Genomic DNA, 26,209 nt, shown 5'->3' on the forward strand with positions numbered 1-26,209 from the left:
TCTTTTCAAAAATAGGAGTGCAGAGTTGTGTACGTTTCCGTTGCACACTTCTGCACTCCTATTTTGCATTACACAGGAATGGAATTAGCATGAAACGTTTAGGAATCAAAATAGGTGTCGTATTACTCATCATCATCGCAATCTTCATTCCCATCAACGAGTTCGTGAAAGAGTCGTGGGAATATAATAATAACCGAGCTGTCCTTGCCTTCAAGGAAGACCCTCATCCGGTCGACATCATCAATCTCGGGACGTCCCATGCAATGTACGGGTATTCATTCAAGTCGCTTGGATTGTCGCATCTGGATTTGGCGTTACCGAGCCAACCGATTGAATATGATTTGAAGATGCTAAAAGAATACGATGAGCATTTGAAACCAGGTGGAGTCGTGATCGTGTCCTTATCTCAAATCACATTCAGCAACTCGAACGTCGGTCGGAAAGAAAACTACTATCGCGTCTTGGAACGGGAAGACTTGGAGTCGGTCAGTTGGTTCAACTACTATACGCACGAACGCTTCCCTGCACTAAACAGTGGGAGTGCCTACGCTGCCATTTCCCGGGAAATCCGAGATTTTCGCTTTGATGCGCATAAGCCATGGGAGAATGGGGGGCTGAATTATTCCGAGCGTAAGTATGAGGAAGTCGCCGCTCAATACGAGAATGCCGTGAACAATCACGAGATTGAAGAGAATATGGCATATTTACAAGACATCATCGACTATTGCAAGAAGCAAGGCTATCGCGTCGTCTTAGCGATAGAGCCGGTCCATGCGTCATATCATACGTATTTCGACGAAACGGTCATGGAACGCCTCGTCTTTCAGTATTTAGAAAAATTGGATGTCGATGTCCCATTCCTCAACTACATGGGGGATGAACGGTTCATTCACAAACAATCCTTCTTCCATAACCCGGACCATTTGAATGGGGACGGGCGGAAGTTATTGTCTACGCTTGTCTATGAAGATTTGAAGCGGTTGGGGTATATTCAGGATGAAGATGATAATATGGAACGGGAGTGATTCCAATCGAAACAATCTATTTAGCGGGCGGATGTCTATGGGGCGTTCAAGAATTTGTGAGGACATTACCTGGCGTCCTTTCAACTGAAGCGGGACGTGCGAACGGGGCGACGGACACGTTGGACGGGGAATATGACGGATACGCGGAGTGCGTCAAAACGACGTTCGATCCGGACGTGGTGACGGTCAATGATTTGATGGGCTATTTATTTGAAATCATCGACCCATACAGCATCAATCAACAAGGGATCGATGTCGGAGAGAAGTATCGAACGGGCGTCTACAGTGAGGAGTCACGACATGTGATGGAGGCGCAGACGTTCATTGATCGACGCTCGGATGCGAAACGGATTGCTGTTGAAGTCAAGCCGCTCACGAACTATGTGCGAAGTGCGGACGAGCATCAGGACCGCTTGACGCGTTGTCCGGACGATTATTGTCATATTCCGAAAGACTTATTAACAAAATATCAGAACGTATCATCATCAAAGAGTCTCTTCTGAGATGCTTTTTTTGTAAGAACTGATACTGAAGATGTTGATATGAGCAGCAACAAAACTAGTCATGGTTCATAAGGATGGGAAAATATGTTATCTTCATCATGTTCTAATTCAGAAAATGAAAAAGAGGTACAAACATGTTCACATTCGGAATCATTGGTGGTGCAAGTCTTCTTTTAGTGGCGTTCGTCTTCGGCGTGACATATCTTGTCGTCCGATCCATTGTAAAAATGATGAAAAAGTAAAAGAAGGAGTCGGTCACTCAAATCGAGTGATGGACTCCTTCTTTTTACGTCCGTTCGAGAACATTCACGAGCATCTGATGGATAACGTCATGATCGTTCGGGTCATGCAGCCGATATGGACTCCCCGGGAGCGTGTATACATCTTTCGCTCCGACGTACGTGATGTGGAGTGTCAAGGAACCATCTTCCTGACACGCCGTCGTCAATTCCAATTCACCACTGATGACGCCGACTTCCTCCGTCATGACACCGTGGGTTGCCTTAAAGATTGAAGTGATTTCGTTCATTCGAAGACTCCTTTTCTCACTCAATAACTGCAAGCATTGATGGCTGTCGTGAGTGCTGACTTCTCTGCTGATTGAAGGCTCAAGCCCCAACGACTCTTCGTCTCGACCCACATCTTCGCATACGCACAGCGAGCGCCGGTGCGAGGGGGTTGCCATGTCGACGGATCTTGGTCTCCTTTTGAACGGTTCGATGAAGCGGACACCGCAATCAATTGAGGACCGTTCAAGTCGTTCGCAAAGCTTTGACGTTTGGTCGTCGTCCAGCTACTTGCCCCAGAGCGCCATGCTTCAGCGAGCGGAACGACGTGGTCGATATCAATGTCAGAGGCTGAGGTGAACGTGATTCCGTCATAGTAACTGTACCATGAGCCAGTCGCAACCGGACATTCGTCGACGACCGAGTCGGCGTCTCGTTTCAAGACGATGTGACGTGTGTTACAACCACTTCCTTGACTCGACCAGTGCGGGAAGAGGTCCCGGCTGTATCCTGTCATCGATCCTTCATTTTTGACGGTGAGTGCGTTCAGTTTCGTGAGCGCGTCCGCTTTCGATGGGATGTTCGGCGGGAATGCAGAGACCGGTGTCGCGTCAAACGACGCGGAGATCCAGACGAGCAAGGCGACAAGTGCGACAGACATAAGTTTCTTCAACATAAAAAGCCTCCTACTATGTATTTGGAATGAACACTTGCGAGGCAAGTGGGCAACCTTTCATCAAACAACTAGTGAGACAAACATCACGCAATAAATTCAACTTGATCATACACAGGACGATTTTGAAAAAGTGTGAAAATCTGCAAAATGATTAGAAAGACTATCACAAATCCTTCTCCAGTATCAGCAAGGGACATGGTGTTATTTCTTTGGAACTAGTGAGCGATCAGGACTGGTATAATGGGTGACATGGATGGAGAGAAAAGAAGAGGTGGATGGAATGAACAAGAAAGAGATTGCGGCGATTCGCCGACAGTTTAAAGTGAATGCGACAAAGCTAAAGATTGCTGACTTATATACGATTTACATTCGACAGGAAACGAATGAGATTTATTACGAAGAGTTGCGTCCGTTCCCGTTCTTAGAAGAAGAGCAGCAGGAGCTGTTTTTGACGAACTTCAAAAAAGTGCTCGGTGGAAAACTTGATGAAAAACTGTTCGAAGTGAAGTTCCAATATCCTGAGGAAGGTCAGGTCGACCATACGCAAGGGTTGCTGTATGAAGGACTTCGTACGGAAGAGACCGACGTCTGGACGGACTATATGCAACGCATCGCGTTGAAGATGGTGAAAGACACGCCGTTTGAAAAGGATATGGTCGTGACGTTCATCCGGGGAAATTACAATAAGCCGACGAACCGATACTCGGAAGAGTCTGAGATTCACGCGAACGATGAGGTGTATACGACGAAGTTCATCCTCGGCAGCATCAGCCCGACAGAGCTTCCGAAAAAATCACTCGTCTTTGACTTCGTCGAGCGGGAGTTCAAAGCCAGCTTGATTGTGAATCCGATCATCAAACTCGAGGCGCCGATCGGCGGATTCTTATTCCCGTGCTTCACGGACAACGCGGCCGATGTGAACCATGTGCTTTATTCGGCAAACAAAGCGCATCAACCGGATATGACGTTCATTGAGAACGTGTTGAACGGTTCGGAGATTGTCACGGCAGTGGAAGAGAAGGCGGTCTTCGAAGAAGTGGTCAAAGCGGTCATCGGAGAAGAAGTCAATTCCCGGACTCTCGCGACCGTTTATGATGAGATCAATCAAATCATTGTCGCCGAAGAAGAGAACGAACAGGAAGAAGAGAGAGTAGCGATGCTCGACTCCCGTGCCGTCGAGGTCGTCTTACGGGCGAGTGGTGTGGAAGATGTGACGACGGAGAAAGTCGAGCAGGCGTTCAAGCAAGTCGTCGACGATACGAAATATGAGATGAAAGCGACGAGTGTCGTTCCGAAGTATACGTCAAAGTCGATTAAAATCAATACGAAAGTGGCCAATATTTCCGTCAGTCCACAAGACTTGAAATACGTGAAGCAAGTGAACTATAAGGGGAAACCGTGCTTGTTGATTGAAGTGGAAGAGGAGACGGAGATTGAAGGGTTCAAACTCATCTCGGAAGAGTCGTTAGACTAATCGAGCATGTTGCAGTGTTCATAAGTGAACGTTCAAGCTAAGAGTCCAAGATGTAAACCTTGGGCTCTTTTTTGACAATCAAGTGAGGAAGGTTGAATTTAAACTTTGATACAGGTATGATTCAGGTGAAAACGTTTTCTAAAAACTATATTTTTTTAGTGTTTATCGAAAGCGCTTTCGGAATTTATGGAACAACAAAAAACCTCAAAGACGAATATCATCTTTGAGGCTAGAGTTGTATTATTTACGCGCTTTGCTTACTTTTAATTTCTTCCCTTTGACCGGCGTCGTCTCCATCGCTTGAAGGACGATTGAACCTTTTCCGTTCAGAATATCGACGTACGTCATCTGATCATTGATTGTGATGATTCCGATGTCGTCAGCGGATACGCCAGGGATTTTGGCGATCGTTCCGACGAAGTCGACGGCGCGAAGTTTTTTCTTCTTCCCGCCACTGAAGTGAAGCTTCATGATGTCCTGGTTAATACGAGCTGTCTTGTTGTTTCGAACGACGCGTCGTCCGCTCAACTTCTGCTCAAAGGCATCTTGGTTAGCTGCAACTTCCGCTTCTGTCGGCGCATCGATCATCGGAATCTCGAATTGAACGTATGATTCGATAGCTCCGATGAGACGTTCTTCCTGACGGGTCATGAGCGTGATTGCCGTTCCTTGTTTGCCGGCGCGTCCGGTACGACCTGTCCGGTGCACGTAACTTTCCTTTTCGACAGGAACGTCATAGTTGATGACGAGTTCGACGTTGTCGACATCGATTCCACGTGCTGCGACGTCTGTCGCCACGAGGTAGCGGAAGTTACCCATCTTGAATCCGTTCATGACGGCGAAACGGTCCTCTTGTTCGAGTCCGCCGTGAAGGCGTTCAGCCGAGTAACCGGCTTTGTCGAGTTCGGCGTACACCGTATCGACGTTCTCTTTCGTACGACAGAAAATCATACAGCTATCCGGGTTCTCGACGACCGTGATGTCTTGAAGCACAGCCAGTTTCTCGTTCCGGTGAATCGGGAGGAGACGGTGCTCGATTGTCGAAGCGGTCATGCCGGTCGATTCGATCGCGACACGTGCCGGAGCATTCATATGCTTCTGGCAGAGACGTTCGATATCTTGTGGGAATGTTGCAGAGAAGACCATCGTGACGCGGTCTTTCGGCAACTGTTGAAGAATCTTCTCGACGTCAGCGAGGAAGCCGCGGTTGAGCATCTCGTCCGCTTCATCGATGATCAAGTATTCAACGCGGTCGACTGAGAGGGTCTCACGCTCGATATGGTCTATGACGCGACCTGGCGTACCGACGACGATATGTGTCTTTTGTTTCAACTCTTCACGTTGTTTCGAAAACGGTTCTTTCCCGTAGACGGCAGTCGCTTTGATTCGTTTGAAACGTCCGATGTTCGTCATGTCTTCCCGTACTTGGACAGCGAGTTCGCGTGTCGGTGTCAAAACGAGCACTTGGGGTTTGTTTTCGGCCCAGTCGATGAGCTCGATAACCGGAATCCCAAAAGAAGCTGTCTTGCCGCTTCCGGTCTGTGCTTTGACGATCAAGTCTTCGCGCTCGAGCGCGCGCGGGATGACCTGCTGTTGTACTTCAGTCGGTGATTCGTATTTCATAATGCCTAGCGCGCGCGTAATCTCGTCGCTCAGGCGATAATCAGTAAATTGCTGTTTGTTCATAGGTAACCTCATTCTTTCGTGAAAACTTCTGCTTCAGAAAATTTCAATGTCTATTTGCAATACCCCTCATTATACATGAAAGCGAGTCAGAAGTCGTTCGAAGGTCAATATTCATTTTTACAAGGTGAATGAATAGAGTAGTGTTTCATCTTTTAAGAATTGTGGGTGATCTTGCATAGACTGAAGAAACAGTATCTGAATTTTTTCGCGTGATGCTCGGATGTTCGTGATATCGATTGTATGAGGGAACGTGTCTAGATAATTCTGAACAAATAAAGATTGCAACGTATGGTATGCCTTAAATTGATGAGCTTTCTTTTCTTCTTTCAATGTCTGCACGAGGAGTGTCAGGGACCTTAACTCTTCAAGCATATTGAGCGCATAAATGAAGTTGTTTCGTTTTAGTTCTTTTTCTAGTGCGTGACTCAGATAGAAAAATTCAAATGAGGGATCTATATGAAATCGGTAAGGCGTTTCTTGATTTTGAAAAAGCTCATCCTCTTTTGTCATTTTTGCTAAAACTCTATCGTCTTTGTCTAATATGACTCGCCATAAAGGAGAGCGAACCGTTAACTTTTCCAAAGGGACAATCGAAACATTGAACTCAAGCCCGTTTTTAAGAATAACGATGAGCAGAAACATATCAGACGAGAATTTTTTCTCTTTTACTATGATGTGATCAAGTGTTGAAAAATATGTAGCCAGTTCTTCTTTTACATCAGTTGAGCTAACGTGGGGGGAACTAGCAACCATCAAATCGATATCCGAGTAAATATCTTGGTATCCATTCACACCAGAACCTAGCTGAACCACGCCCTCTACATCAACGTTGTTTTGTAACTCTTGAATAAATTGAGTCAAATGTCTATCCCGAGTTTCTGCGCTATACATATAGATTCTCCTTTTTTAAAGATTAGTACCGTATTCTACCAGGTGAAGCAAATTCCTTTTTTGATTGATTGTTTTTACGAAGGAGTGAAGTGAAATGAGTCTCTACGCACAATGGATGGAATCACTAAAGTCTACAAATCATGTTGTCGTTTCGAACCACCTCGAAACCATCATCAAACTCATTCCAGGTTCAGACCGTACCGGTGACCTTGATCCACGCGTCTTTGCGACGTTGACCGCAAATCATTCTTCGCACGATGAACCGGATACAACATTTGACCTCGAGGTGGCACGTGCCAGCATGGGGTGGCCGAACCGGGATCAGACGACGACTGATATCAAAACCGAGTATCTCATGATTCCTAGTGAGGACGGTGACATCCCGGTTCGTCTGTATCGTCCGCATCATACTGAAGCCATCCCAGCCATTCTCTTCTTCCATGGTGGCGGCTTCTTCGGAGGCACGCTCGAGACGGTTGAGAATCCTTGTAAGTTGCTCGCGGAACGAGCGAACGCGATTGTCCTCTCCGTCGATTGTCGTCTCGCCCCGGAGCATCCGTTCCCGGCCGGATTGAATGACTGTTACCGCGCTTTTGAATGGGTATATGCCAACGCGACGGAGTTGAACGTCCTTCGTGATCAAATTGCTGTCGCAGGGGATAGTGCCGGAGGCAACTTGGCGACCGCTTGCTGTTTGATGGAGCAAGAACGAGGGGAAGGACGCATTTGTTATCAAGCGCTCGTCTATCCCGTCGTCAATCTGGGTTCGATTCCGACAGATGATTTTAAATGGGCGCTCGATGCTTACGATATCTCACACCATCACGACCTAATTCGAGGTGTCGTGCTCGCTCTCGCTGACCCGGATTCGCTATTAAATGACCTCTATCTTCAAGGGGAGGTGGATGTCACGCATCCTCTCGTCTCACCATTATTCGCAGACGATGTCTCAGGCCTACCACCGACTTTGATTGTGACGGCGGAGTACGATTACTTACGACTCGAAGGGGAGGCGTATGCGCGGAAACTGGCACGAACGGGTGTCCCGACACGCCTCATTCAATATCGGGGGATGGACCATGCCTTCATGGACAAGTTGGGAGACTATCCACAGGCAGACGATTGTATGAATGTAATCGCAAAAGGACTTAAGGAGCTGACGAAATGAAACAGTATACATTGGATTGGACTCGTTATGAGGAATTGGCACGTCAAGCGGTCGCGGAAGGTGTCGTGTTAGTCAAAAACGAACAGAAGACCCTCCCATTACAGTCAGGGACGAAGCTCGCCGTATTTGGTCGTAGCCAGTTCCATTACTACAAGAGCGGTACGGGCTCAGGCGGGATGGTGAACGTCGGACATGTCACGACGCCGCTCGAGGCATTGCGCGAGCGTCCAGATATTCATATCAATGAATCGCTCTATGCGACGTATGAGGAATGGGTGAAGGAGAATCCGTTCGACCAAGGTGTCGGTTGGGCCGGTGAACCGTGGTCGCAACAGGAGATGGACGTAACGGACGAACTCGTCGAACAGGCGACACAAGAATCAGATGTCGCCCTCATCATGATTGGACGTACGGCAGGAGAAGACCGTGACAACACGGCCGATCCGGGTAGTTACTTATTGACGGATATCGAACATACGATGATCGAGCGCGTCACGAAACGCTTCGACAAGACGGTCGTCGTGTTGAACGTTGGGAACATCATCGACATGAAGTGGGCGAAGGAGCCGAGTGCCATCCTCTATGCATGGCAAGGTGGGATGGAAGGTGGAAAAGGACTCGTCGACGTGCTCGTCGGAGATGTGAGTCCTTCCGGGAAACTGACGGATACGATTGCTCAATCGATTGAAGATTATCCGTCGACGAAGAACTTTGGTCATGCAGATAAAGGCATTTATCAAGAAGACATCTATGTCGGTTATCGCTACTTCGAAACGTTCGCGAAGGAGGATGTCTTATATCCATTCGGATTCGGACTGTCTTACACGACGTTCAAAACGGAGGTAAAGCATACCGCAGAAACTGATGGTGTCCTAACGGTTGATGTGGAAGTGACGAACACGGGTGACTGTGACGGGAAAGAAGTCGTCCAACTCTACGTCGAGAAGCCACAAGGGAAGCTCGGGAATCCGCTTCGGTCATTGGTAGCGTTCGAGAAAACCTTGCTTCTTGAACCGGATGAACAACAAACGCTTTCGTTCAACGTCCACATGACTGACTTTGCGAGCTACGACGACTCTGGCTTGACGGGTCATGAATCGAGCTTCGTTCTAGAAACAGGGACATATCGCTTATATGCCGGAACGGATGTGCGTTCGGCTACACTCGCTTTCGAAGTCGAGCAGCAGGAGCAACGTGTCCTCGAGACGTTAAGCGAAAATATGGCGCCTGTCCTCCCGTTCGAACGGATGAAACCAATTCAAGGTGAACAGGGATTTGAAGTGGGCTACGAGTCGACGCCGCTTCGCGCCGTTGACGTCGAGACACGTTATTTGGAAGAACGCCCTGAGACTAGAGTGTTCACGGGTGACCAAGGTATCAAATTGAGCGATGTGTATCATGGAAAGGCGTCACTTGACACATTCTTAGATCAATTGACAGATGAGGATTTGGCGACAATCGTTCGCGGACAAGGGATGAACTCACCGCGTGTCACGCCGGGGACGGCAGCGGCGTTCGGTGGTGTGTCCGACCGATTGAACGAGCTTGAGATTCCAGCGGCGTGTTGTGCCGACGGTCCGTCAGGCATTCGCATGGATATCGGGACGAAGGCGTTCGCACTTCCGAACGGGACGCTTTTGGCTTCCACGTTCAACGTCGATCTCGTCGAAGACTTGTTTGAGATGACTGGGCTTGAGATGCGAAAAAACCGCGTCGACACGTTGCTCGGACCAGGAATGAACATTCACCGTAACCCGTTGAATGGTCGAAACTTCGAGTATTTCTCGGAAGATCCGCATTTGACTGGGAAGATGGCGGTCGCTCAATTGAACGGCATGCATCGTGTCGGGGTGACGGGAACGCTCAAACACTTCAGCGCCAATAACCAAGAAGCGCATCGTCACGATATCGACTCGGTCGTCTCGGAGCGGGCGTTACGCGAGATTTATTTGAAAGGGTTCGAGATGGCCGTGAAAGAAGGACGCGCATCGTCCATCATGACGACATACGGCGCGGTCAACGGGATCTGGACGGCTGGTCTATACGATCAAAATACGCGTATCTTACGTGATGAGTGGGGCTTTGAAGGCATCGTCATGACAGACTGGTGGGCAAAAGTGAACTTCCGTGAGGATGAGTCGGCCAATCGTCAAAACACAGCGGCGATGGTTCGTTCGCAAAACGACTTGTATATGGTCGTCGACCGCCCGGACCTCAACTCGTTCGAGGATAACACGATGGCATCACTCGAAGAAGGGATTGTCACACGGGGCGAGTTGTTGCGGAGCGCGCGCAATATTTGTACGTTCATCTTGAAATCACCGGCGATGGAGCGTCTTCTCGGGATTCATGACGGTTCAGTCGAGGTGCTCGGCTTTGAGGATGAGATGAATCAACAGGATACATTTGAGTTGGATTACCAACATCTCGAAAACGGGGAACATGTGGAATTGTCAGGAATCGATACCTCGACTGGAAACACACACGTCTTCGCTATCTCGGTCGACCAAACGGGGACGTATGACATCACGTTGACTGCCCGTTCGAACGCGGGAGAGTTGGCACAGATGCCGGTGACATTATTTGCGAACAATATCCCGGGTGCGACGTTCACGTTTAATGGGACGGACGGAGAATGGGTGACGCAGACGAAGCAGGTCTTCTTCTTGAACCAGCATAATTATCTCCAGCTCTATTTCGCGTTAAGTGGATTAGAAGTGAAGGACGTGTCCTTCAAGCTTGCAGATGAATTCAGTATGAAGAACGGCTGAGCCGCCCTTTTGCCGATTCATTGAATACTGTATAATCGAAAGAACGACACATCGTAAAGGAGGCGCATACCCGTGGAAAATCGGCTTCGATTTTCTAGGTCTTCACGCACTCATGCAAAGCCATTTGGACGAAAGGCGATCACTTGCATGGGGCGAAACGAATACCTTGATCGCTTGATTTTAACGTAAACCACTTGGCTTTGCTCCCTTATCGGATTTGATTCATTCAATAAGGAGCGAGGTATGATGAAGTACGTCAATGCGCAACATATCCTGCCAGAACGATTGTTGCAAGAGGTGCAACAATACGTACAAGGTGAAACGTTATATGTGCCGACCCCGACTGACACGAAACGGAAATGGGGGACGGTCAACGGTGGAAAACAATTACTTGAGGAACGAAACGAAGCCATACGCGCAGCGTTTCGGAACGGAGAGCGAATCGAAAATCTGGCCATGTCCTATCATTTGGCGACGCACACGATTCGAAAGATTGTATACCGCTCGACATGAAGGAGGTATACGACTAGTTCGCTAGTCGTGCCTTTTTAGGTCGACTATATTTCTTAATCAAAGTGTACACAGTAAGGAAGCATTGTTTCCTGTAAACTGAGAATTAAGGAAGGGGGCGACAAAATGTCAGATCCATTTATTCAAAACGAACAATATAATCTCATCAAAGAACAAGTGATGCTCGTCAAAGAGAGTCGAATGCAAAGCCTGCCGCCTTCTGTCTTGCGAGCAGTCATCGACTTGGCACAATCGAAAGTGATGTATGCATTCCCTGAGGCAACGACTGAACAACTAAAGCTGTTACAGTTCACAACGCTACAGACGAACGAAGCGTTCGACGAATATATGCAACGATTACGAGAATGGGTTCAACCATTTCCCGTTATTTCTGCCGAGCAACTGAAGAGTTTGTTCCCGAAACAAAAGAAGCTTCGTTTACCGGAGTTATCCGATGTTGATTTTGGACGACTCACGTATCTAGGTTGGAACGATGGACGTTCCAATCAAAAGTTGATAATTTGCCAATACGAAGATCAATTGATTGGCATTGCATGTAAACCGAGTACGAATACGAAGAAAAATATATGTGCCTTTTGTAATCAGTTCACGGATGTGACGTACTGCGTTACGATCACCAAAGCGAAACAAGCGAAAAATCCGGACTATTACAAAGCCATCGGCACATATATATGTGTCGACAGTAAGACGTGCAACGAACACATCACGAGCCAAGAGGCATTGCATACTTTTGTTCATACAGCGTTACGGGCCTGACGAGAGAGTCAGGCTTTTTATTTTTTATAAAATACTGTACAACCTTTCCGATATCTCTTTAGATAGAATCCAAGAAGTTCTAATTTAAAAAGGAGGAAGCGGATGAAACACGCAGTGATTTTTGATATGGACGGAACATTGTTTCGGACAGATTTGATTTTAGAGTTGGCGTTGGATGAAACGTTTGAACACCTACGAAAAAATGGAGAATGGGATGGGCCGACACCGATTGACGAATACCGAAAGATCATGGGCGTACCATTGCCTGTTGTTTGGAACACATTGCTCCCACAATACGATGAACAAACTAGAGAAGAGGTCGATGCCTATTTCTTAACACGACTCATCAAAAACATTGAAATCGGGAATGGAGCATTATATGCAGGGGTACTCGAACTGTTTGAACAATTGCATCAAATGGGGCATTCCATCTTCGTCGCAAGCAATGGTTTGGTGGACTATTTACAAGCCATCGTCACGCACTATGAATTGGATCGTTGGATCACAGAAACTTATAGCATTCAACAAATCGACACGTTGGATAAGGCCGATTTAGTGGCTGGAATCGTGAAGAAGTATGAGATTCAGGACGGCTTCGTAGTCGGAGACCGATTATCGGATATCTCGGCTGCACGAGCGAACGGACTCATTTCAATCGGCTGTCGTTTTGATTTTGCGCAAGAAACAGAATTGAAAGAAGCGGATTATATCGTGAATCATTTATCGGAAGTACTCGACATCGTTCTAAAGGAGACGGTTTCGCTATAAGTGAATCGATTTCGAGATTGGTCTCGTAAGTAAAGGACTACAACAAAATCGGAGGGATTATCATGCACACGCTCTACATGAAACAAAAAGTGTTCAGTCTACGCGGGCGCTTCACTATCAAAGATGCGGACGGACATGATCAATATTTCATCGAAGGTAGCTTTATGAAGTTTCCGAAGTCGTTTGAAATTAAAGACATGAACGGTCAGACGGTCACAACGATTACGAAAAAGACGTTCAGTTTTTTGCCGAAATTTTTTGTGGAAGTGGACGGCACAGATATGATGACCATCTCGAAAGAGTTTTCATTTTTCAAACCGAAATATTCCATCGATGCGGCCGGGATCGATGTCCAAGGCGATTGGTGGGACATGGACTTTAATGTGACGAAGAACGGACAATCGATTGGAAGTGTGCAAAAGAAGTGGTTCTCGTGGGGCGATAGTTACGAGATTCGTGTCGAAGAACCGGAGATGGAGCATTTGCTCATCTCCATCGTCGTAGCCATCGATTGCGCGAAAGCAGATCAAGCAGCGGCATCTAGCGCAGCAACATAAAGGGGAGTATCGAATGGAATTTTGGGACGTCTATACGGTCGACCGAGAAAAGACCGGTCGCACGTGGCAACGCGGAAGTCGATTGCCGAAAGGGGAATACCATCTTGTCATCCACGTATGTATCTTTAACGAGAAGGGCGAGATGTTGATTCAACAGCGCCAACCGTTCAAGGATGGTTGGGCAAACATGTGGGATATTACAGTCGGTGGAAGTGCCACGGTAGGAGATACAAGCCAGCAAGCCGCGATGCGGGAACTCGAAGAGGAGATTGGGCTCAAGCTTGATCTATCTCAGACACGACCGCATCTGACAGTCAATTTTGACGAAGGATTTGACGATATCTATTTGGTCGAAATGGAAGTGGATTTGAACGAGCTGACACTTCAAGAATCTGAAGTGAAAGCCGTGAAGTGGGCGGATGAGGCGACGATTCTGCAGATGATTCAACAGCATGAATTCATACCGTATCACACACCGATGATACCGTTACTGTTTGCCATGCGAGGACAATGGGGAGGGATTGATCATCATGCATACGTACAAGTGGATAAATGAACCAAAAAGCGTGAATGGATTTGAACCGCTCACTTTCCGCACTTTGCCAGATACGGACTTTTGGCGAAATACACATTACGGATTCAACCGCATGACGGCGCATGCACGACTAACAGACGTCAAAGCCAAACGATTTACATGTCGGGCGACAATCCAAATGGAACCGAGCCATACATATGATCAGGCCGGAATCGTCCTATATGTGAATGATGACCATTGGATCAAGACGTCTGTCGAGTACATTCCGGACGGACCGTCCCATCTTGGCGCAGTCGTCACCTCGTTTGGCTATTCGGATTGGTCGACACGTGATTTTTCAAATGACATGGTTCGCAATCCGTTGACGTTTGAAATCGTGTATACAGATGGAGATGTGGAGATTTTCTTTGAATATGGTGAAGATATGCGTGAACAGCTTCGCATCGCCCATCTTCATGACGTATCGACATTACGTATCGGTCCATATGCCTGTAGCCCGGATGTGAATGCGACAGGTTTTGACGTGACATTTTCGAATTGGGAACTACGGGAAGCATCGACGTGAGTCTAAAAAAAGGAATTTCTCATCGTGAGAAATTCCTTTTTTTAGCGTTTTCGACTGATCAATCGTGCTGTCCGTAAAATTGATGGCAACAATTTACGACGCTGGCGGAACGCAAGATAGCGTCCTTCCCAAGACGGTTTGAATTTCTGCTTGAACTGTCGCAAGCCACTAAACGGATAGATGTAACTGATATTTTCAAAAATGTCGGCGGCGACGCGCTCCGGCCAATGGGAGAACGTCTGCTCTCCGACGGCGGCAAGTGGTGCCACGCCGAGTCCGACATGATCATAGCCTTCTGCGCGAGCCCATTCGATGATGTGAAGGATTAACACTTCAATCGATCCGGTCGGCGCATCATTTTTCGAACGCATCAAATCGATGGAGATGGCCCCTTCTCCCCGGAGTAGCGAAATGAAAGCCACGACGACACCGTCCGCATCTCGCAACAAGGCAATCGGATAACGTGTCAACGTTTCATAGTCGAAGAATCCGAGAGAGAAGCCTTTCTCATTTCGATTCCCGATCCATTCGTCTGAAATGTCTTTTAACTCTTGTAACAGCAAGAGGCTCGGTTCACAGACGATGTCGAACGTGATTTCCTTCTTCTCAAACTGATTGTAGAGAGAGCGCATATTTGCACGCTTCTTCCCGGATAAGGAGAAGGCCGAGACGTCAATCGTCGCCTCTTCCCCTAATTTGAAGAACGTGAATCCGGCATCATGAAGGCGAGGCATCCAATTCGGTGTAATTTGATAAAATAAAGGAATATACCCGATTCGATCCGCATCTTCAATGAATCGCGTCAAAAGAGAAGTCGCAGCCTGCTTCTCGCCTTGGATATCACCAAGGACGATGGCATGGTTCCGAGACGTCGCAAACAACAGACACGCATCTCCGGCCTCATTCATGTAAAAACGCTTATCTGCCATATGGGCCAAGTCAAAACTGCTCGATGTGGGCTGTGTTGCTTGGAACTGTCGGATGCGATGTTCATCATAGGCTTCTCCAAGCGCCGGACGTTTCCAACGATCGAACAAGAGCAGAAGTACACTTGCTACGATTGAAGTTAACAATAAGACGAACGTCGTCAACCAGCCGGCTTGATGCGATGTGAAGAACAAGTCGTCTGTACCAGCGAATGACTGCAATAAGAGGGCGTGGGTGCCGACATAGAGCAGGACGTAAATCAAGCTTCGGATGAGACGTCCTGTCGTTAAAATCGAACGGTATCGAACGTGTCGTTTACGTGTCAACCAGACGAACATCGCAAACCCGATGACGACGAAGGTCTCAAACAGGTTTAAACCACGAGCGATGACTCCGATGGTCGCCAAGATGAAGGCAGTGTTGAGTAACCAGAGCGTTCGTTTTGTCCGAACATACATGCCATAGACGGATAAAAACATGAGAAGTCCGGCACTCAATAAGAAAAGGGTCCCAATCCATTCAAACCAGCGATTCACTTCATAGAGCGGCGTCACGCTCGGGAGAAGCGTCTGGAACCAAATCAACAGACTGCTCATGAGTGCGATGAGACTTCCAGTCAGGCGTCCAATCCTCGCAAGCGTCCGCGAAACGACGCGCCAGACGACGGTCCCGATCTCATAAGAAGACCCGATGATTGGCCGATACTCGATTTGTTTGACGACCTGGTCTCCGAATGCGAGGGCTGCGAGAAAGAGTCCAATTAAAAAAGGGACGACAAAATAAACGAAGCGATAGATGATTAGTGAAGACAGGACGATGTCTTGATGAATCCCAAGTTGAGTCATCCCGACGAGATACAGTAAGTCAAACGTTCCGGCACCTCCAGGGACGAGGGAGACGACACCGACGACCGTCGCGACGATGAATACTCCGAAGAGTTGCACGAACGAGGCCGAACCGTCTAGTAACGTCAAAGCATAAATGGCGACGATTCCAGCGGTGACCCATTCTGCGAGTGAAGTCATCGTATACCCGAGCAGAGTAGACCATCCGACATTTGATCGGCGTGATGTGACGAATAAATAAAACGGGAGCATCGCACTCACGGCGAGTAACACCGGCCAAATCCACGGTTTCGTACCGACGAGCCCACCAGCTGGAAAGATTCCGAGGAGCACACCGATGGAAAGAATAGACAGACCACTGATGAGTGTCGGGGTCATCCAACCGATGGCACGGAGCAAGCGTTTCGTATCTGTATAGGGACGGTAGAGGGAGGTACGAAGGGCGATCCCAATCACGCCGCCGAAGCCGAGCATCCCGTTCATCGAGTTCGTGATCCACGCTGTTTGAACGATTTTTCGTTTCGGTAGCTCGATATGTAAAGAGCGTAGCAGGAAATAGTCATAGCCCGTCATCGTCAAGACAGCGAATCCACCGAGTAGGATGAGTGTGAACTGTTCCCAACCGGTCAGTTGTTTCAGTGTCGTGAAGGCGGTCGCGAGCGAGAGGTCTTTCAACTCTTGTCCGCTCTGAATCAAAATCAAACCGATTAACGCTATAGGAATGAGCCATTTTAATTGTTTCCATGAAAAACGAGTACGCATTGCGATCTTCTCCTTATCTGCCATAGGACTGACAGCAGCTTCTGTCTAAATCGTACTATAGGATACGATTGAAATCTGTAAAACGTTTCAAAAAGAGGGGATTGTAAGCGCAAGAAAGAGGACGAAATGTTGATTTTAGATTTGCTACAGTGAGAGAAGAAAGGGGTGTGGAGATGTTGACGTTTGACGAAAAGTGGGCGAAAGTGCTCGCCTGCGATGCAACTTATGACGGATTGTTCTATACAGCCGTAAAAACGACAGGAATCTATTGTCGACCATCGTGCCGATCCCGCAAACCGAAGAAAGAGAACGTTGATTTTTACGTAACGAGAGAAGAAGCGGAGACAAATGGATTTCGACCGTGCAAGCGATGTCAGCCAGAAGTCGAACACGCCCCACACCGTGCGCTCGTTCAACAAGTGACGGCGTATCTCGTGAACCATTATAAACAACCCATTCGCCTTGAACAGATTGCCGAACACGCCCAACTGAGTCCTTTTCATTTGGAGCGGACATTCACCCAGGCGACAGGAGAGACTCCGAGGCAACTACTTGAACGGATTCGAATCGACAAGGCGGCTTATTTATTGCGAACGACCCACATGAGTAATCTGACGGTCTGCTATGAGGTCGGGTTTCAAACACCATCGAACTTTTACCGTGTGTTCCGACAAGTAAAAGGCTGTACACCGAACATGTATCGAAAAGGAGAGGACCTATGACAGAGATGCTACTTGCTGTTCAGCAGCCGTTTGATTTTCAAGAGTGTCTCGTCTTTTTAAGTCGGTCAGAACAAGAAGTGCTCCATGTGACCACACCTGACACGGTTCGAAAGTTGATGCGAATCGGGGAACGGCTCATCCTGATCGAGCTTCGAGAAGAGGGGAATCACATTCATGTACGGTTCCCTTTCGATGAAGTATCAGAGACAGAAAAAGAACGTGTCGCACGTGAGGTACGAGACTGGTTAGACCTTGATCGTGATTTAGCGCCGTTTGAAGCGATAGGTGAAGAGGATGAATTGCTGGCTCCTTTGATTGAAGCACATCGCGGATTACGGATGATTGGCTTTCCAGATTTGTTCGAAGCACTCGTTTGGGCCATCATCGGGCAACAAATCACCTTGTCGTTTGCTTATACGATTAAACGGCGCTTCGTTGAACGCTATGGAGACCAACGAGTCGTCGAAGAAAGCACGTACTGGATGTTCCCGCGGGCGGAGCGGATCGCCTTGCTCGAACCGGAAGAGTTACGTGAGCTTCAGTTCAGTCGCAGGAAAGCGGAGTATGTCATTGATATTGCACGGGAAATAACAAATGGAGACCTGTTGAAAACGGCTTTACAATCACTCTCTTCAGCTGATATCCGTCAACGGTTACTGGCAATCCGGGGTGTCGGAGAATGGACGGCAGACTATGTGTTGATGAAGTGTTTTCAGGACACATCAGCCTTTCCGATTGCGGATGTCGGATTACATCAAGCGATTCAGCATCAGTTAGGGACATCGAAGAAGCCCACGATTGAAGAGGTGAAACGTTACGGTGAATCGTGGCAAGGTTGGGAAGGATACGCGACATTTTATCTGTGGAGGTCATTATATGGAAACGTATAGATTAGACGTGGAGACACCGATTGGCATCCTGGAAATCATCGGGACAGAGCAGGCCATTCAATCGATCTTATTCGTCGAACGGGAAAGCAAACGAAGTATGGAGCAAGATGTACCAAATGTATTGCGACAGTGCCGGGATGAACTAAACGCCTACTTTCGTGGCGAGCGTATGACGTTCACGTTCCCGACTGAGCAAATCGGGACAACGTTTCAGCATGACGTGTGGGATGCGTTACAAACCATCCCATATGCAGAAACGGCTTCTTACCGTGAACTTGCCGAACGTGTGAAGCGACCTGCTGCTGTCCGCGCAGTCGGAGCGACGAACGGACGCAACAAGCTGAGCATCGTCGTGCCTTGTCATCGCGTCATCGGATCAAATGGGAAATTGACGGGCTATGCCGGTGGACTTTGGCGAAAAGAATGGCTCTTGCAGCATGAAAAACAAGTTGCACATCAACCCCAGTAAAAAAACATTTAACCCTCCAAATCTGCTACACTAGAAGAGGTCCTATCGTGACGTCGGAATCGACGAAGTTATAGGACGATTCCCGTCACTCATGGAGAAAGTTTTGGAGGAATGCATGATTAAATTATTAGCAGATTCGACGTGTGACTTATCAGATGCAGTGCTTGAACAGTACAACATCGGGGTCGCGCCGTTGATCATTACGATGAACAATATGTCTTACCAGGACCGGGTGGATATCCAGCCGGATGATTTTTATGGAATGTTGGAAGCGCTCCCGGAATTCCCGACGACGGCGATGCCGAGCCCGGCGACGTTCTTGAAATTGATGGAAGATGCGGTCGCTTCGGGTCACGAAGAGATTTTATGCATCTGTATGTCGAGCGGCACGAGCGGCTCGTATCAGTCAGCTGTAATCGGAAAAGAGTACTTTGAAGAAGCGCATCCTGACTCACCTGTCAAAATCCATGTCGTCGACTCTCGTTCGATGAGTCACGGTAGCGGCTGGCTGTTGCTGAAGAGCGCACAGATGCGTGAAGCCGGTTCGACGTTCGAAGAGCTCGTTGACTTCAATGAGACGTACAAGACGAAAGTGAAGCACTTCTTATCCGTAGATGACCTCGACCACTTGATCAAGAGCGGACGAATCTCAAACGCGAGTGCTATCATCGGGAAACTACTCATGGTAAAGCCCATCATGAGTATGAAAAACGGGAAAGGTGCCATTGTTGCCAAGGAACGAGGCACCCGTAAAGTGCTGAAGCATTATACGGACGAGTTCGTGAAACGCGTCAACCCGGACATCACGAATTTCGTGATCATCGGGTACACATCGGACCAACGGATTGCGGAGAACTTAAAAGTGAAGCTCGAAACCGAAACCGATTTTGCCGGCGAGATTTACCTCATGCAGATGGGTGTCTCGGTCGGGACACATGTCGGGCTTGGTGCCATCTCGATGTTTTTCGTAGAGAAGTGACAAAAGCCGTCTCATCGCGAGACGGCTTATTTGTTTGGCCAAATATGCTCGATGACCGGTGTGCTGTCGTGATAATCGAGACGATAGACATCTGGGTTACGCATCTTACGCCATGTCTCAAAGTCATATTGCGGGTCGAGATGTTGCAATAAGAGTGCGAGCAGATTGCCGTGTGTCACTAATAGGGTCGAAGCATGCAGAGCTTTGGCGTGCTCGACGACTTGTAGGATGCGCTGCGTCGCCTCCTCAGCCGATTCGGCACCAGGCAACTTGAACGTCGGGTCGCTGAACGACTGACGTAATGGGGTCAGCCAGTCTTCGAGCGGTTCGTGAGATAGGATGCGTTCTCTCAGTAACGGTTCACGTTCAATCGAGAGGTGATGAGCATCGGCGAGTGGCGTGACCGAAGCGACTGCACGGGTATAATCGCTTGAGATGATCCGGTCGATTGTGAGTTCAGAAAAGAAATCGCGAAGCCATAAAGACTGGGCGTGACCGTCTTCTGTGAGCGGTGCGTCAGGTTCTTGGCCCGCGGATGAGCAGTGGCGAATCAAATAGAGTGTGGGCATATGGATTCTCCTTTTCAAAAATGTATGGTTACCAGCAGGATAAGCGCGTCATCGAGTCATTATGACTTGTGATGTATGCAATCTCCTCGAATTCATGCAAAAAAGCATTTTCGTAGAGGGAATTGAGCATCTGTGGGTCTTTACAGTAGATTGTGACGTCTTGACTGTCGATTACCAATAGAGCGAATTCACACGTACTATGTAAAAAGTCTTCATACGTTACGATTTCCGAGGACATATTAGAGTGAAACGCTTTTATATCAACAAAAATCAAATAGTGTTCATGTTGTGTGAGCAGTTCAGCGAATTGATGACCATCGATTACGGTCGATTCCGGAAACAACAGGCGATCCAGTTGCCCATCTTTCACAATATATGATTCCTCATCAACCACGTTCCATTGGTATGAATCAAGAGGGATTGGACTTAAGATTGCTTTTAGAAATTGCCCATATTGATTGGGAATTGTAAAACGTAAACCACGCCTCAAAAGAACACCTCCTTCATTTGATGGGGTCATCCCATTTTCATAAAAAGTTTCAACACGAAAAATCATACATAACCCTTATCATTCATCACAAAAGAGTTATAATCGGTATAACGATTATAAAATATATGATTGAGGAATGGGGATTCTTCAATCATATGACAAAAAATTCAGGGGATAAGGATGGGGTTTTCATGAGCAGTACGCAAACGAGAACAGACGTCATTTTGATTGGGGCAGGGATTATGAGCGCAACGCTCGGTTCACTCTTTAAAGAGCTCGTACCGGAGTGGAACATCAAAGTGTTCGAAAAGCTCGATGCAGCAGGGGAAGAAAGTTCAAACGAGTGGAATAACGCAGGTACGGGACATGCCGCACTTTGCGAATTAAACTATACAACAGAGAACGCAGACGGGACGATTGACATCTCCAAAGCGGTCAACGTCAACGAGCAGTTCCAAATCTCGCGTCAGTTTTGGGCGCATCTCGTCAAGCAGGGACTGATTGAGAATCCAGGAGCCTTCATTCGTTCGATCCCACATATGAGCATGGTCCAAGGGGAGAAGAACGTCGATTTCTTGAAACGCCGTTTGGAAGCGCTCACAGCGAATCCGCTGTTTGAAGGCATGGTCTTATCGGACGATCCGAATGAATTACAGGAATGGATCCCGCTCATCATGGACGGACGGACATCGGATGAACCGATTGCCGCGACGAAAATCGACTCAGGAACAGACGTGAATTTTGGCGCATTGACACGTATGTTGTTTGACCATCTCACATCGAACGGGGTCGAGCTCAACTACGGTCATAGCGTCGAGGACGTGAAGCGCCTCGAGAACGGTCATTGGGAAGTGAAAGTGAAAGACATGTCTCGGAATACGATTGAGACGCATACGGCACCGTTTCTCTTTATCGGAGGCGGTGGTGGCAGTTTGCCGCTCTTACAAAAGACAGGGATTCCGGAATCGAAACAAATCGGAGGATTCCCAGTCAGCGGTCTCTTCCTCGTTTGTAAAAATCGCGAGGTCATCGAGCAACATCACGCCAAAGTGTATGGTAAAGCGAAGGTCGGGGCACCACCGATGTCGGTCCCGCATCTCGACACTCGTTTTATCGATGGACGCAAAGAGTTGCTGTTTGGACCGTTCGCCGGCTTCACACCGAAATTCTTAAAAACAGGATCGAACTTGGATTTGATTCGTTCGGTCAAGCCGAACAACGTCATCACGATGCTTGCCGCAGGGGCGAAAGAGATGCCACTTACGAAATACTTGATCGAGCAGGTACTCTTATCTCACGACAAACGGATGGATGAACTCCGTGAATTCATCCCGAATGCCAAGAATGAAGATTGGGAGATCGTCGTGGCAGGGCAACGTGTTCAGGTCATCAAAGATACACCGCAAGGAAAAGGAACGCTTCAATTCGGAACAGAAGTCGTCAGTGCCGAAGATGGGTCGGTCGCGGCGCTTCTCGGTGCTTCTCCAGGCGCATCGACGGCCGTGCACGTCATGTTGAAAGTGCTCGAGCAGTGCTTCCCGCAACACTTACCGGAGTGGGAAGCGAAAATCAAAGAAATGGTACCGTCGTATGGATTGAAGCTGTCGGAACACCCGGATTTATTCAAGACGATTCACGAATCGACGGCGGTCACGCTCGGTTTAGAGGAAAAGGACATGGTCCACAATTAATTGATTCAAGACGAGCATACAATCGTATGCTCGTCTTTTGTATAGAAAAAAGCGACCTCCTATCGGGCCGCTCATACCATTTTGAGAAACGTCTTTGCCTGCTGTTCGAGTGTAGCGGCTGAATCTGCTAATTTTTCGAACTCTCGGACCGTATGCTCGAGTTGTCCCGAGCTATCTTTGACTTTATGGGAGATGCGTCCGATGCTTGTCGACACGTCATCGATGCGTTTGACGATGCCCTCGATGTTGTTATTTACTTCGGTGATAGAGAGCGAGACTTTGTTTGAGAGATTGCGCACCTCTGTCGCGACGACATTGAAGCCGCGTCCATGTTCACCTGCGCGTGCCGCCTCGATTGCGGCATTGAGTGCGAGAAGGTTGGTTTGGGCAGCGATTTCACGAATCGTTCGGACAATATCCGTGATCGTCTTCGCCTCTTGTTGGAGAGCATGTAAATGCTCTAGGTTTTGAGTCGACTCTTGTTCAATCAGTTTGACGTTTTCGAGTACGTGTTCTCCGTCTTGTTTCCCGATTTGGGACTGGGCAGATAAGTATTCAGACGTCTCTTGAAGATTATTCGCCATGTGGAGTACGTCTTGTTGCCGTGACGTGATATCGGCTGCAATCTTTGAGACGCCGATGACGTTCTGGTGGGCATCATCGAAGATCGGCATGTAGGTCGCCTCTAGCCAGACACTATGACCGTCGGCGGCACGTCGTTCAATCTTGTCGTGATAACTCAACCCTTGCATGAGCTTACGCCAAAACAGGTCGTATTGGGGACTGTTCGCGAACTCGGGCAAGCAAAGATCACGATGGGGGCGTCCCATCAGTTCCTTGACTTCGTACCCCATCGTTTTGGCAAAAATCTCATTGACGTAGGCGACACGGCGATTTTCATCAAAGCGAATGATGGCCAGATTGTTTTCGATTGCCCGAACGACGTGCGTGTCGGTGACATGGGTCGTACTAGAGTGCAGTTGCATCCTAACATCCTCCCTATATCGGTTGATTTGTTTGTATTAGGATACCCGATAACTGTCAAAATAAGTATATGATTGTAGCAAAATAAAAAGACCACTTCCAAATGGAAGGGTCAAGGTGTGAGTGTCGCCATGCTTTCATGTAAGTACTCGCCAATCGTGCGCTCGATGTCGCTCTCTGAACGCTCGAGAGCAAGGGAGAGTTCTTTCACCAAAATCGTTTTGGCATTCTCTAAAATTTTACGATCTTGCTCGTATAGTTTTTTGTTCGCTTGAAGTGCCTCGATTTGTCGACGGCTCAATGTATTGACCACTTGGGCAATCTCGTGACGGTTTCCTGAATGCACGACATTCAAAAATTCACGATTGCGATTGTTGGAATGTGGATTCCATTCCACGCCAGGCGAGCGGAACGACTCTAAAATCTCTGATGCCTCGTCTGCTTCCAGTAACGTCAACATCATCACGTTGTCATTATCGACAGGAATGCTGATTTGCAACTTTTGTGAGTTGTTGATGGGGTGAAGCGTATAGTACGATTTCGTCTCTCCTGCGACCGTTTTGTCCGAAATGTCGTCGATGCGACATACGCCATGGGTCGAGTAGATGATTAAGTCTCCAGTTTTAAACAAGTCGATCACCTCTTCCTTACCTATAAGCATAGTCATTCAGAAGATGAAATGTCAACTCGGTTGACGTTTTGGGTCATGTATGCATATGAAAAACCGTGTCACCATCAAGCTGACACGGTCATAGTTTCCAATCCACGCGTAGAATGGTTTTCAGTTGTTCAAACGCCTCTTGGCCGATGCTTTCTTGGATCCGTTGCTCAAGTTGTGCTTTGAGCGTCTCGTTTTGCTCATAACAAGTGTGACCGAGCGAGGTCAACTCGATACATTTGTCTTTTCGATTTTGTGGATGGTCTGTCACAAGAACGAGCGCTTTACTTTCGAGGTTCTTGATCAGTTTATGAATCGCTTGTCGAGAAATATGGACACTGCGCGTAACCTCGGCAATCGTTCTTTTCGACTGATAAAGTGTCGCGAGAATATACCATTCCGAGTTCGAGAGTTGGATATCACTTTGTTCATTCCAAGATTGTTCACTCATACGTCGAACTTGATCATTGCGCTCTGACAATAAATCAAGTAGACGGGTTGACGTTGATGGAGTCAAATCAAGTCACTCCTCTTTCATTTCCGGCTTTTAGACGTTCCTAACTATACAAAAGCAACTATACCCCGTCAACGTCAATCTAGAACAAAACGGGGCACATGGCCCCGTTTTGATTAGCAGTGTTTATTTTTGAAGTCGATGACCATAGCGATACTGACGCGATCTCCAACTTTCAAACTCGTAACATCGTCTGCGATTTGAGATATGATCCCAATCCCTTCATGACCGAGCACACGTCCTTGGACATCACCGAAGTCACCCGCGGCGACGTGAAGGTCTGTGTGACACACGCCACAATACTCGACATCGACGAGCGCTTCGCCTGTTTATAATGGAAAGAACGGAATAAAAGTGTTTTATTTTTGAATAGCATTTGTCTGAAAGATGAACTTTTCTCACACAAAGATTTAGGGGAATAGAGATAGAGAAAGTAGACGAAAGGAGTGTTATTTATATGACACGAACAGCGTTATTTCACGCATATAAATCAAAGATTTTGCAGCTATCAAATTTAGAAGAAGAGACGTTGAAAAATGAAGACTTTTTGTTAGACCGTGATGAAAAGAAACAACTTGAGATCTATTACGCACCGTTCGAATACATCAATCCGGATGCGAAAGTCGTCATCGCGGGAATCACGCCAGGCTTGTATCAGATGCGTCAGTCGTTTGAGGCGATTCGTGACATGAAGGATGCGACAGACGAAGAGGCGCTTCGAGCCGTCAAACAGCGTGGCAGTTTTTCCGGTCCGATTCGAAAGAACTTAGTGACGATGCTAGACGATTTGGAGTTACATCATCATCTAGGGATCGAATCCTCCCTCGATTTATTTGGATCAGCGAACCATCTCGTTCAAAATACAGCGGTTCTTCCTTATCCTGTCTTCTATAAAGGCAAGAACTATAACGGATCGAGCCCGGATATGATTCGAACGGAGCTGTTTCGACCATACGTAGAAGGAGTCTTTGCAGAAGAGATGGCCCATCTTCAAAATGCGCTCATCTTACCGATGGGCGTGAACGTGAGGCGAGCCGTGGAATTATTGGTTGAGCGAGGTATTTTGGATCAGGAACGCGTTTTGAGCGGTTTTCCGCATCCATCTGGTGGTAATGGGCATCGCCATCGCATCTTCGCTGAAAATCGAGACGCCATGAAACAACACATTGCTGAACATTTCAAACGACATCCACTCTGAACCGCACTGCGGTTCTTTTCATGTGAGCACATGAACTGACATCGACTCTTTATTTCGCTAAAATGATACACGGTTGACTCACTCACGAGATGTAGAAAG

The 26,209-nt window shown here is 47.7% G+C and carries 27 protein-coding genes and 1 pseudogene; 17 read left to right on the top strand and 11 right to left on the bottom strand.

The window, feature by feature from the left end:
* Positions 1–89: 89 nt before the first annotated feature.
* Positions 90–1,025 carry a hypothetical protein gene (locus BV910_RS00660; RefSeq protein ID WP_078145979.1) on the top strand — a complete coding sequence of 312 codons (936 nt, stop codon included), beginning with the start codon at positions 90–92 and terminating at the stop codon, positions 1,023–1,025.
* Positions 1,026–1,030: 5 nt separating this feature from the next.
* Entirely contained in the window at positions 1,031–1,528 is a 498-nt protein-coding gene (locus BV910_RS00665) for a peptide-methionine (S)-S-oxide reductase (protein WP_078147877.1), read from the top strand.
* A 286-nt stretch (positions 1,529–1,814) separates the two neighbouring features.
* Here BV910_RS00665 and BV910_RS00670 read toward each other — a convergent pair whose 3' ends face one another.
* Both BV910_RS00670 and BV910_RS00675 read right to left on the bottom strand, forming a co-directional pair.
* Entirely contained in the window at positions 1,815–2,057 is a 243-nt protein-coding gene (locus BV910_RS00670) for a hypothetical protein (RefSeq protein ID WP_078145980.1), read from the bottom strand.
* Positions 2,058–2,077: 20 nt separating this feature from the next.
* Entirely contained in the window at positions 2,078–2,710 is a 633-nt protein-coding gene (locus tag BV910_RS00675; protein WP_074035207.1) for an HNH endonuclease family protein, read from the bottom strand.
* 280 nt (positions 2,711–2,990) lie between these two features.
* Here BV910_RS00675 and BV910_RS00680 point away from each other — a divergent pair, with 280 nt between their 5' ends.
* Positions 2,991–4,184 carry a DUF4317 domain-containing protein gene (locus BV910_RS00680; RefSeq protein ID WP_078147878.1) on the top strand — a complete coding sequence of 398 codons (1,194 nt, stop codon included), beginning with the start codon at positions 2,991–2,993 and terminating at the stop codon, positions 4,182–4,184.
* Between the two features lie 240 nt (positions 4,185–4,424).
* Here BV910_RS00680 and BV910_RS00685 read toward each other — a convergent pair whose 3' ends face one another.
* Complete coding sequence (locus tag BV910_RS00685) at positions 4,425–5,870, bottom strand: DEAD/DEAH box helicase (protein WP_078145981.1); 1,446 nt, start codon at positions 5,868–5,870, stop codon at positions 4,425–4,427.
* A 117-nt stretch (positions 5,871–5,987) separates the two neighbouring features.
* Positions 5,988–6,761, bottom strand: a complete 774-nt coding sequence (locus BV910_RS00690) for an aminoglycoside 6-adenylyltransferase (RefSeq protein ID WP_078145982.1) — start codon at positions 6,759–6,761, stop codon at positions 5,988–5,990.
* 94 nt (positions 6,762–6,855) lie between these two features.
* Here BV910_RS00690 and BV910_RS00695 point away from each other — a divergent pair, with 94 nt between their 5' ends.
* The 8 genes from BV910_RS00695 (at position 6,856) to BV910_RS00730 (ending at position 14,412) form a co-directional block, all read left to right on the top strand.
* Positions 6,856–7,929 carry an alpha/beta hydrolase gene (locus tag BV910_RS00695; RefSeq protein ID WP_078145983.1) on the top strand — a complete coding sequence of 358 codons (1,074 nt, stop codon included), beginning with the start codon at positions 6,856–6,858 and terminating at the stop codon, positions 7,927–7,929.
* Entirely contained in the window at positions 7,926–10,700 is a 2,775-nt protein-coding gene (locus BV910_RS00700) for a glycoside hydrolase family 3 protein (RefSeq protein ID WP_078145984.1), read from the top strand. The genes BV910_RS00695 and BV910_RS00700 overlap by 4 nt, the downstream gene beginning before the upstream one ends.
* 246 nt (positions 10,701–10,946) lie before the next feature.
* Positions 10,947–11,213 (top strand): CD3324 family protein, encoded by a 267-nt coding sequence (locus tag BV910_RS00705; RefSeq protein WP_078145985.1) that lies wholly within the window; start codon positions 10,947–10,949, stop codon positions 11,211–11,213.
* Between the two features lie 123 nt (positions 11,214–11,336).
* Positions 11,337–11,987: a FusB/FusC family EF-G-binding protein gene (locus tag BV910_RS00710; RefSeq protein ID WP_078145986.1), complete on the top strand. Its 651-nt coding sequence runs from the start codon at positions 11,337–11,339 to the stop codon at positions 11,985–11,987.
* Positions 11,988–12,089: 102 nt separating this feature from the next.
* Positions 12,090–12,755, top strand: a complete 666-nt coding sequence (locus BV910_RS00715) for an HAD hydrolase-like protein (protein ID WP_078145987.1) — start codon at positions 12,090–12,092, stop codon at positions 12,753–12,755.
* A 62-nt stretch (positions 12,756–12,817) separates the two neighbouring features.
* On the top strand, positions 12,818–13,312 hold the full coding sequence (locus BV910_RS00720) for an LURP-one-related/scramblase family protein (protein WP_078145988.1): 495 nt from the start codon (positions 12,818–12,820) through the stop codon (positions 13,310–13,312).
* Between the two features lie 13 nt (positions 13,313–13,325).
* Positions 13,326–13,868 carry an NUDIX hydrolase gene (locus tag BV910_RS00725; protein WP_078145989.1) on the top strand — a complete coding sequence of 181 codons (543 nt, stop codon included), beginning with the start codon at positions 13,326–13,328 and terminating at the stop codon, positions 13,866–13,868.
* Positions 13,843–14,412 carry a DUF1349 domain-containing protein gene (locus tag BV910_RS00730; protein ID WP_078145990.1) on the top strand — a complete coding sequence of 190 codons (570 nt, stop codon included), beginning with the start codon at positions 13,843–13,845 and terminating at the stop codon, positions 14,410–14,412. The genes BV910_RS00725 and BV910_RS00730 overlap by 26 nt, the downstream gene beginning before the upstream one ends.
* 41 nt (positions 14,413–14,453) lie before the next feature.
* Here BV910_RS00730 and mprF read toward each other — a convergent pair whose 3' ends face one another.
* Positions 14,454–16,946 (bottom strand): bifunctional lysylphosphatidylglycerol flippase/synthetase MprF, encoded by a 2,493-nt coding sequence (gene mprF, locus BV910_RS00735; RefSeq protein ID WP_078145991.1) that lies wholly within the window; start codon positions 16,944–16,946, stop codon positions 14,454–14,456.
* A gap of 173 nt (positions 16,947–17,119) precedes the next feature.
* Here mprF and BV910_RS00740 point away from each other — a divergent pair, with 173 nt between their 5' ends.
* The 4 genes from BV910_RS00740 (at position 17,120) to BV910_RS00755 (ending at position 20,006) form a co-directional block, all read left to right on the top strand.
* Positions 17,120–17,668, top strand: a complete 549-nt coding sequence (locus BV910_RS00740) for a bifunctional transcriptional activator/DNA repair enzyme AdaA (protein WP_078145992.1) — start codon at positions 17,120–17,122, stop codon at positions 17,666–17,668.
* Positions 17,665–18,558, top strand: coding sequence for a DNA-3-methyladenine glycosylase family protein (locus tag BV910_RS00745; protein WP_078145993.1), 894 nt, complete (start codon positions 17,665–17,667; stop codon positions 18,556–18,558). The genes BV910_RS00740 and BV910_RS00745 overlap by 4 nt, the downstream gene beginning before the upstream one ends.
* Positions 18,545–19,027, top strand: a complete 483-nt coding sequence (locus tag BV910_RS00750) for a methylated-DNA--[protein]-cysteine S-methyltransferase (protein ID WP_078145994.1) — start codon at positions 18,545–18,547, stop codon at positions 19,025–19,027. Before BV910_RS00745 ends, BV910_RS00750 begins: the two co-directional genes overlap by 14 nt.
* A gap of 115 nt (positions 19,028–19,142) precedes the next feature.
* Positions 19,143–20,006: a DegV family protein gene (locus BV910_RS00755; RefSeq protein ID WP_078145995.1), complete on the top strand. Its 864-nt coding sequence runs from the start codon at positions 19,143–19,145 to the stop codon at positions 20,004–20,006.
* Between the two features lie 26 nt (positions 20,007–20,032).
* Here BV910_RS00755 and BV910_RS00760 read toward each other — a convergent pair whose 3' ends face one another.
* On the bottom strand, positions 20,033–20,575 hold the full coding sequence (locus BV910_RS00760; RefSeq protein WP_078145996.1) for a histidine phosphatase family protein: 543 nt from the start codon (positions 20,573–20,575) through the stop codon (positions 20,033–20,035).
* 28 nt (positions 20,576–20,603) lie between these two features.
* Positions 20,604–21,131 carry a DUF2691 family protein gene (locus BV910_RS00765; RefSeq protein WP_240499770.1) on the bottom strand — a complete coding sequence of 176 codons (528 nt, stop codon included), beginning with the start codon at positions 21,129–21,131 and terminating at the stop codon, positions 20,604–20,606.
* A 125-nt stretch (positions 21,132–21,256) separates the two neighbouring features.
* Between BV910_RS00765 and BV910_RS00770 the strand changes: the two genes are divergently transcribed.
* Entirely contained in the window at positions 21,257–22,756 is a 1,500-nt protein-coding gene (locus BV910_RS00770; protein WP_078147880.1) for a malate:quinone oxidoreductase, read from the top strand.
* Positions 22,757–22,827: 71 nt separating this feature from the next.
* Here BV910_RS00770 and BV910_RS00775 read toward each other — a convergent pair whose 3' ends face one another.
* The 4 genes and pseudogenes from BV910_RS00775 to BV910_RS00790 form a co-directional block, all read right to left on the bottom strand.
* A complete protein-coding gene (locus BV910_RS00775) occupies positions 22,828–23,742 on the bottom strand; it encodes a methyl-accepting chemotaxis protein (protein WP_078145997.1) in 915 nt (304 codons plus the stop codon).
* Between the two features lie 110 nt (positions 23,743–23,852).
* On the bottom strand, positions 23,853–24,380 hold the full coding sequence (locus BV910_RS00780) for a CarD family transcriptional regulator (protein ID WP_143180210.1): 528 nt from the start codon (positions 24,378–24,380) through the stop codon (positions 23,853–23,855).
* Positions 24,381–24,489: 109 nt separating this feature from the next.
* Positions 24,490–24,915, bottom strand: coding sequence for a MarR family winged helix-turn-helix transcriptional regulator (locus BV910_RS00785; protein WP_078145998.1), 426 nt, complete (start codon positions 24,913–24,915; stop codon positions 24,490–24,492).
* A gap of 113 nt (positions 24,916–25,028) precedes the next feature.
* Positions 25,029–25,241, bottom strand: a pseudogene (locus BV910_RS00790) (alcohol dehydrogenase catalytic domain-containing protein); the annotation flags it as partial.
* Between the two features lie 128 nt (positions 25,242–25,369).
* Here BV910_RS00790 and BV910_RS00795 point away from each other — a divergent pair.
* Positions 25,370–26,110: a hypothetical protein gene (locus BV910_RS00795; protein WP_078145999.1), complete on the top strand. Its 741-nt coding sequence runs from the start codon at positions 25,370–25,372 to the stop codon at positions 26,108–26,110.
* The last annotated feature ends 99 nt before the right edge of the window (positions 26,111–26,209 follow it).

This window comes from Exiguobacterium sp. HVEsp1 (genome assembly GCF_002009685.1).
GTDB lineage: Bacteria > Bacillota > Bacilli > Exiguobacteriales > Exiguobacteriaceae > Exiguobacterium > Exiguobacterium profundum.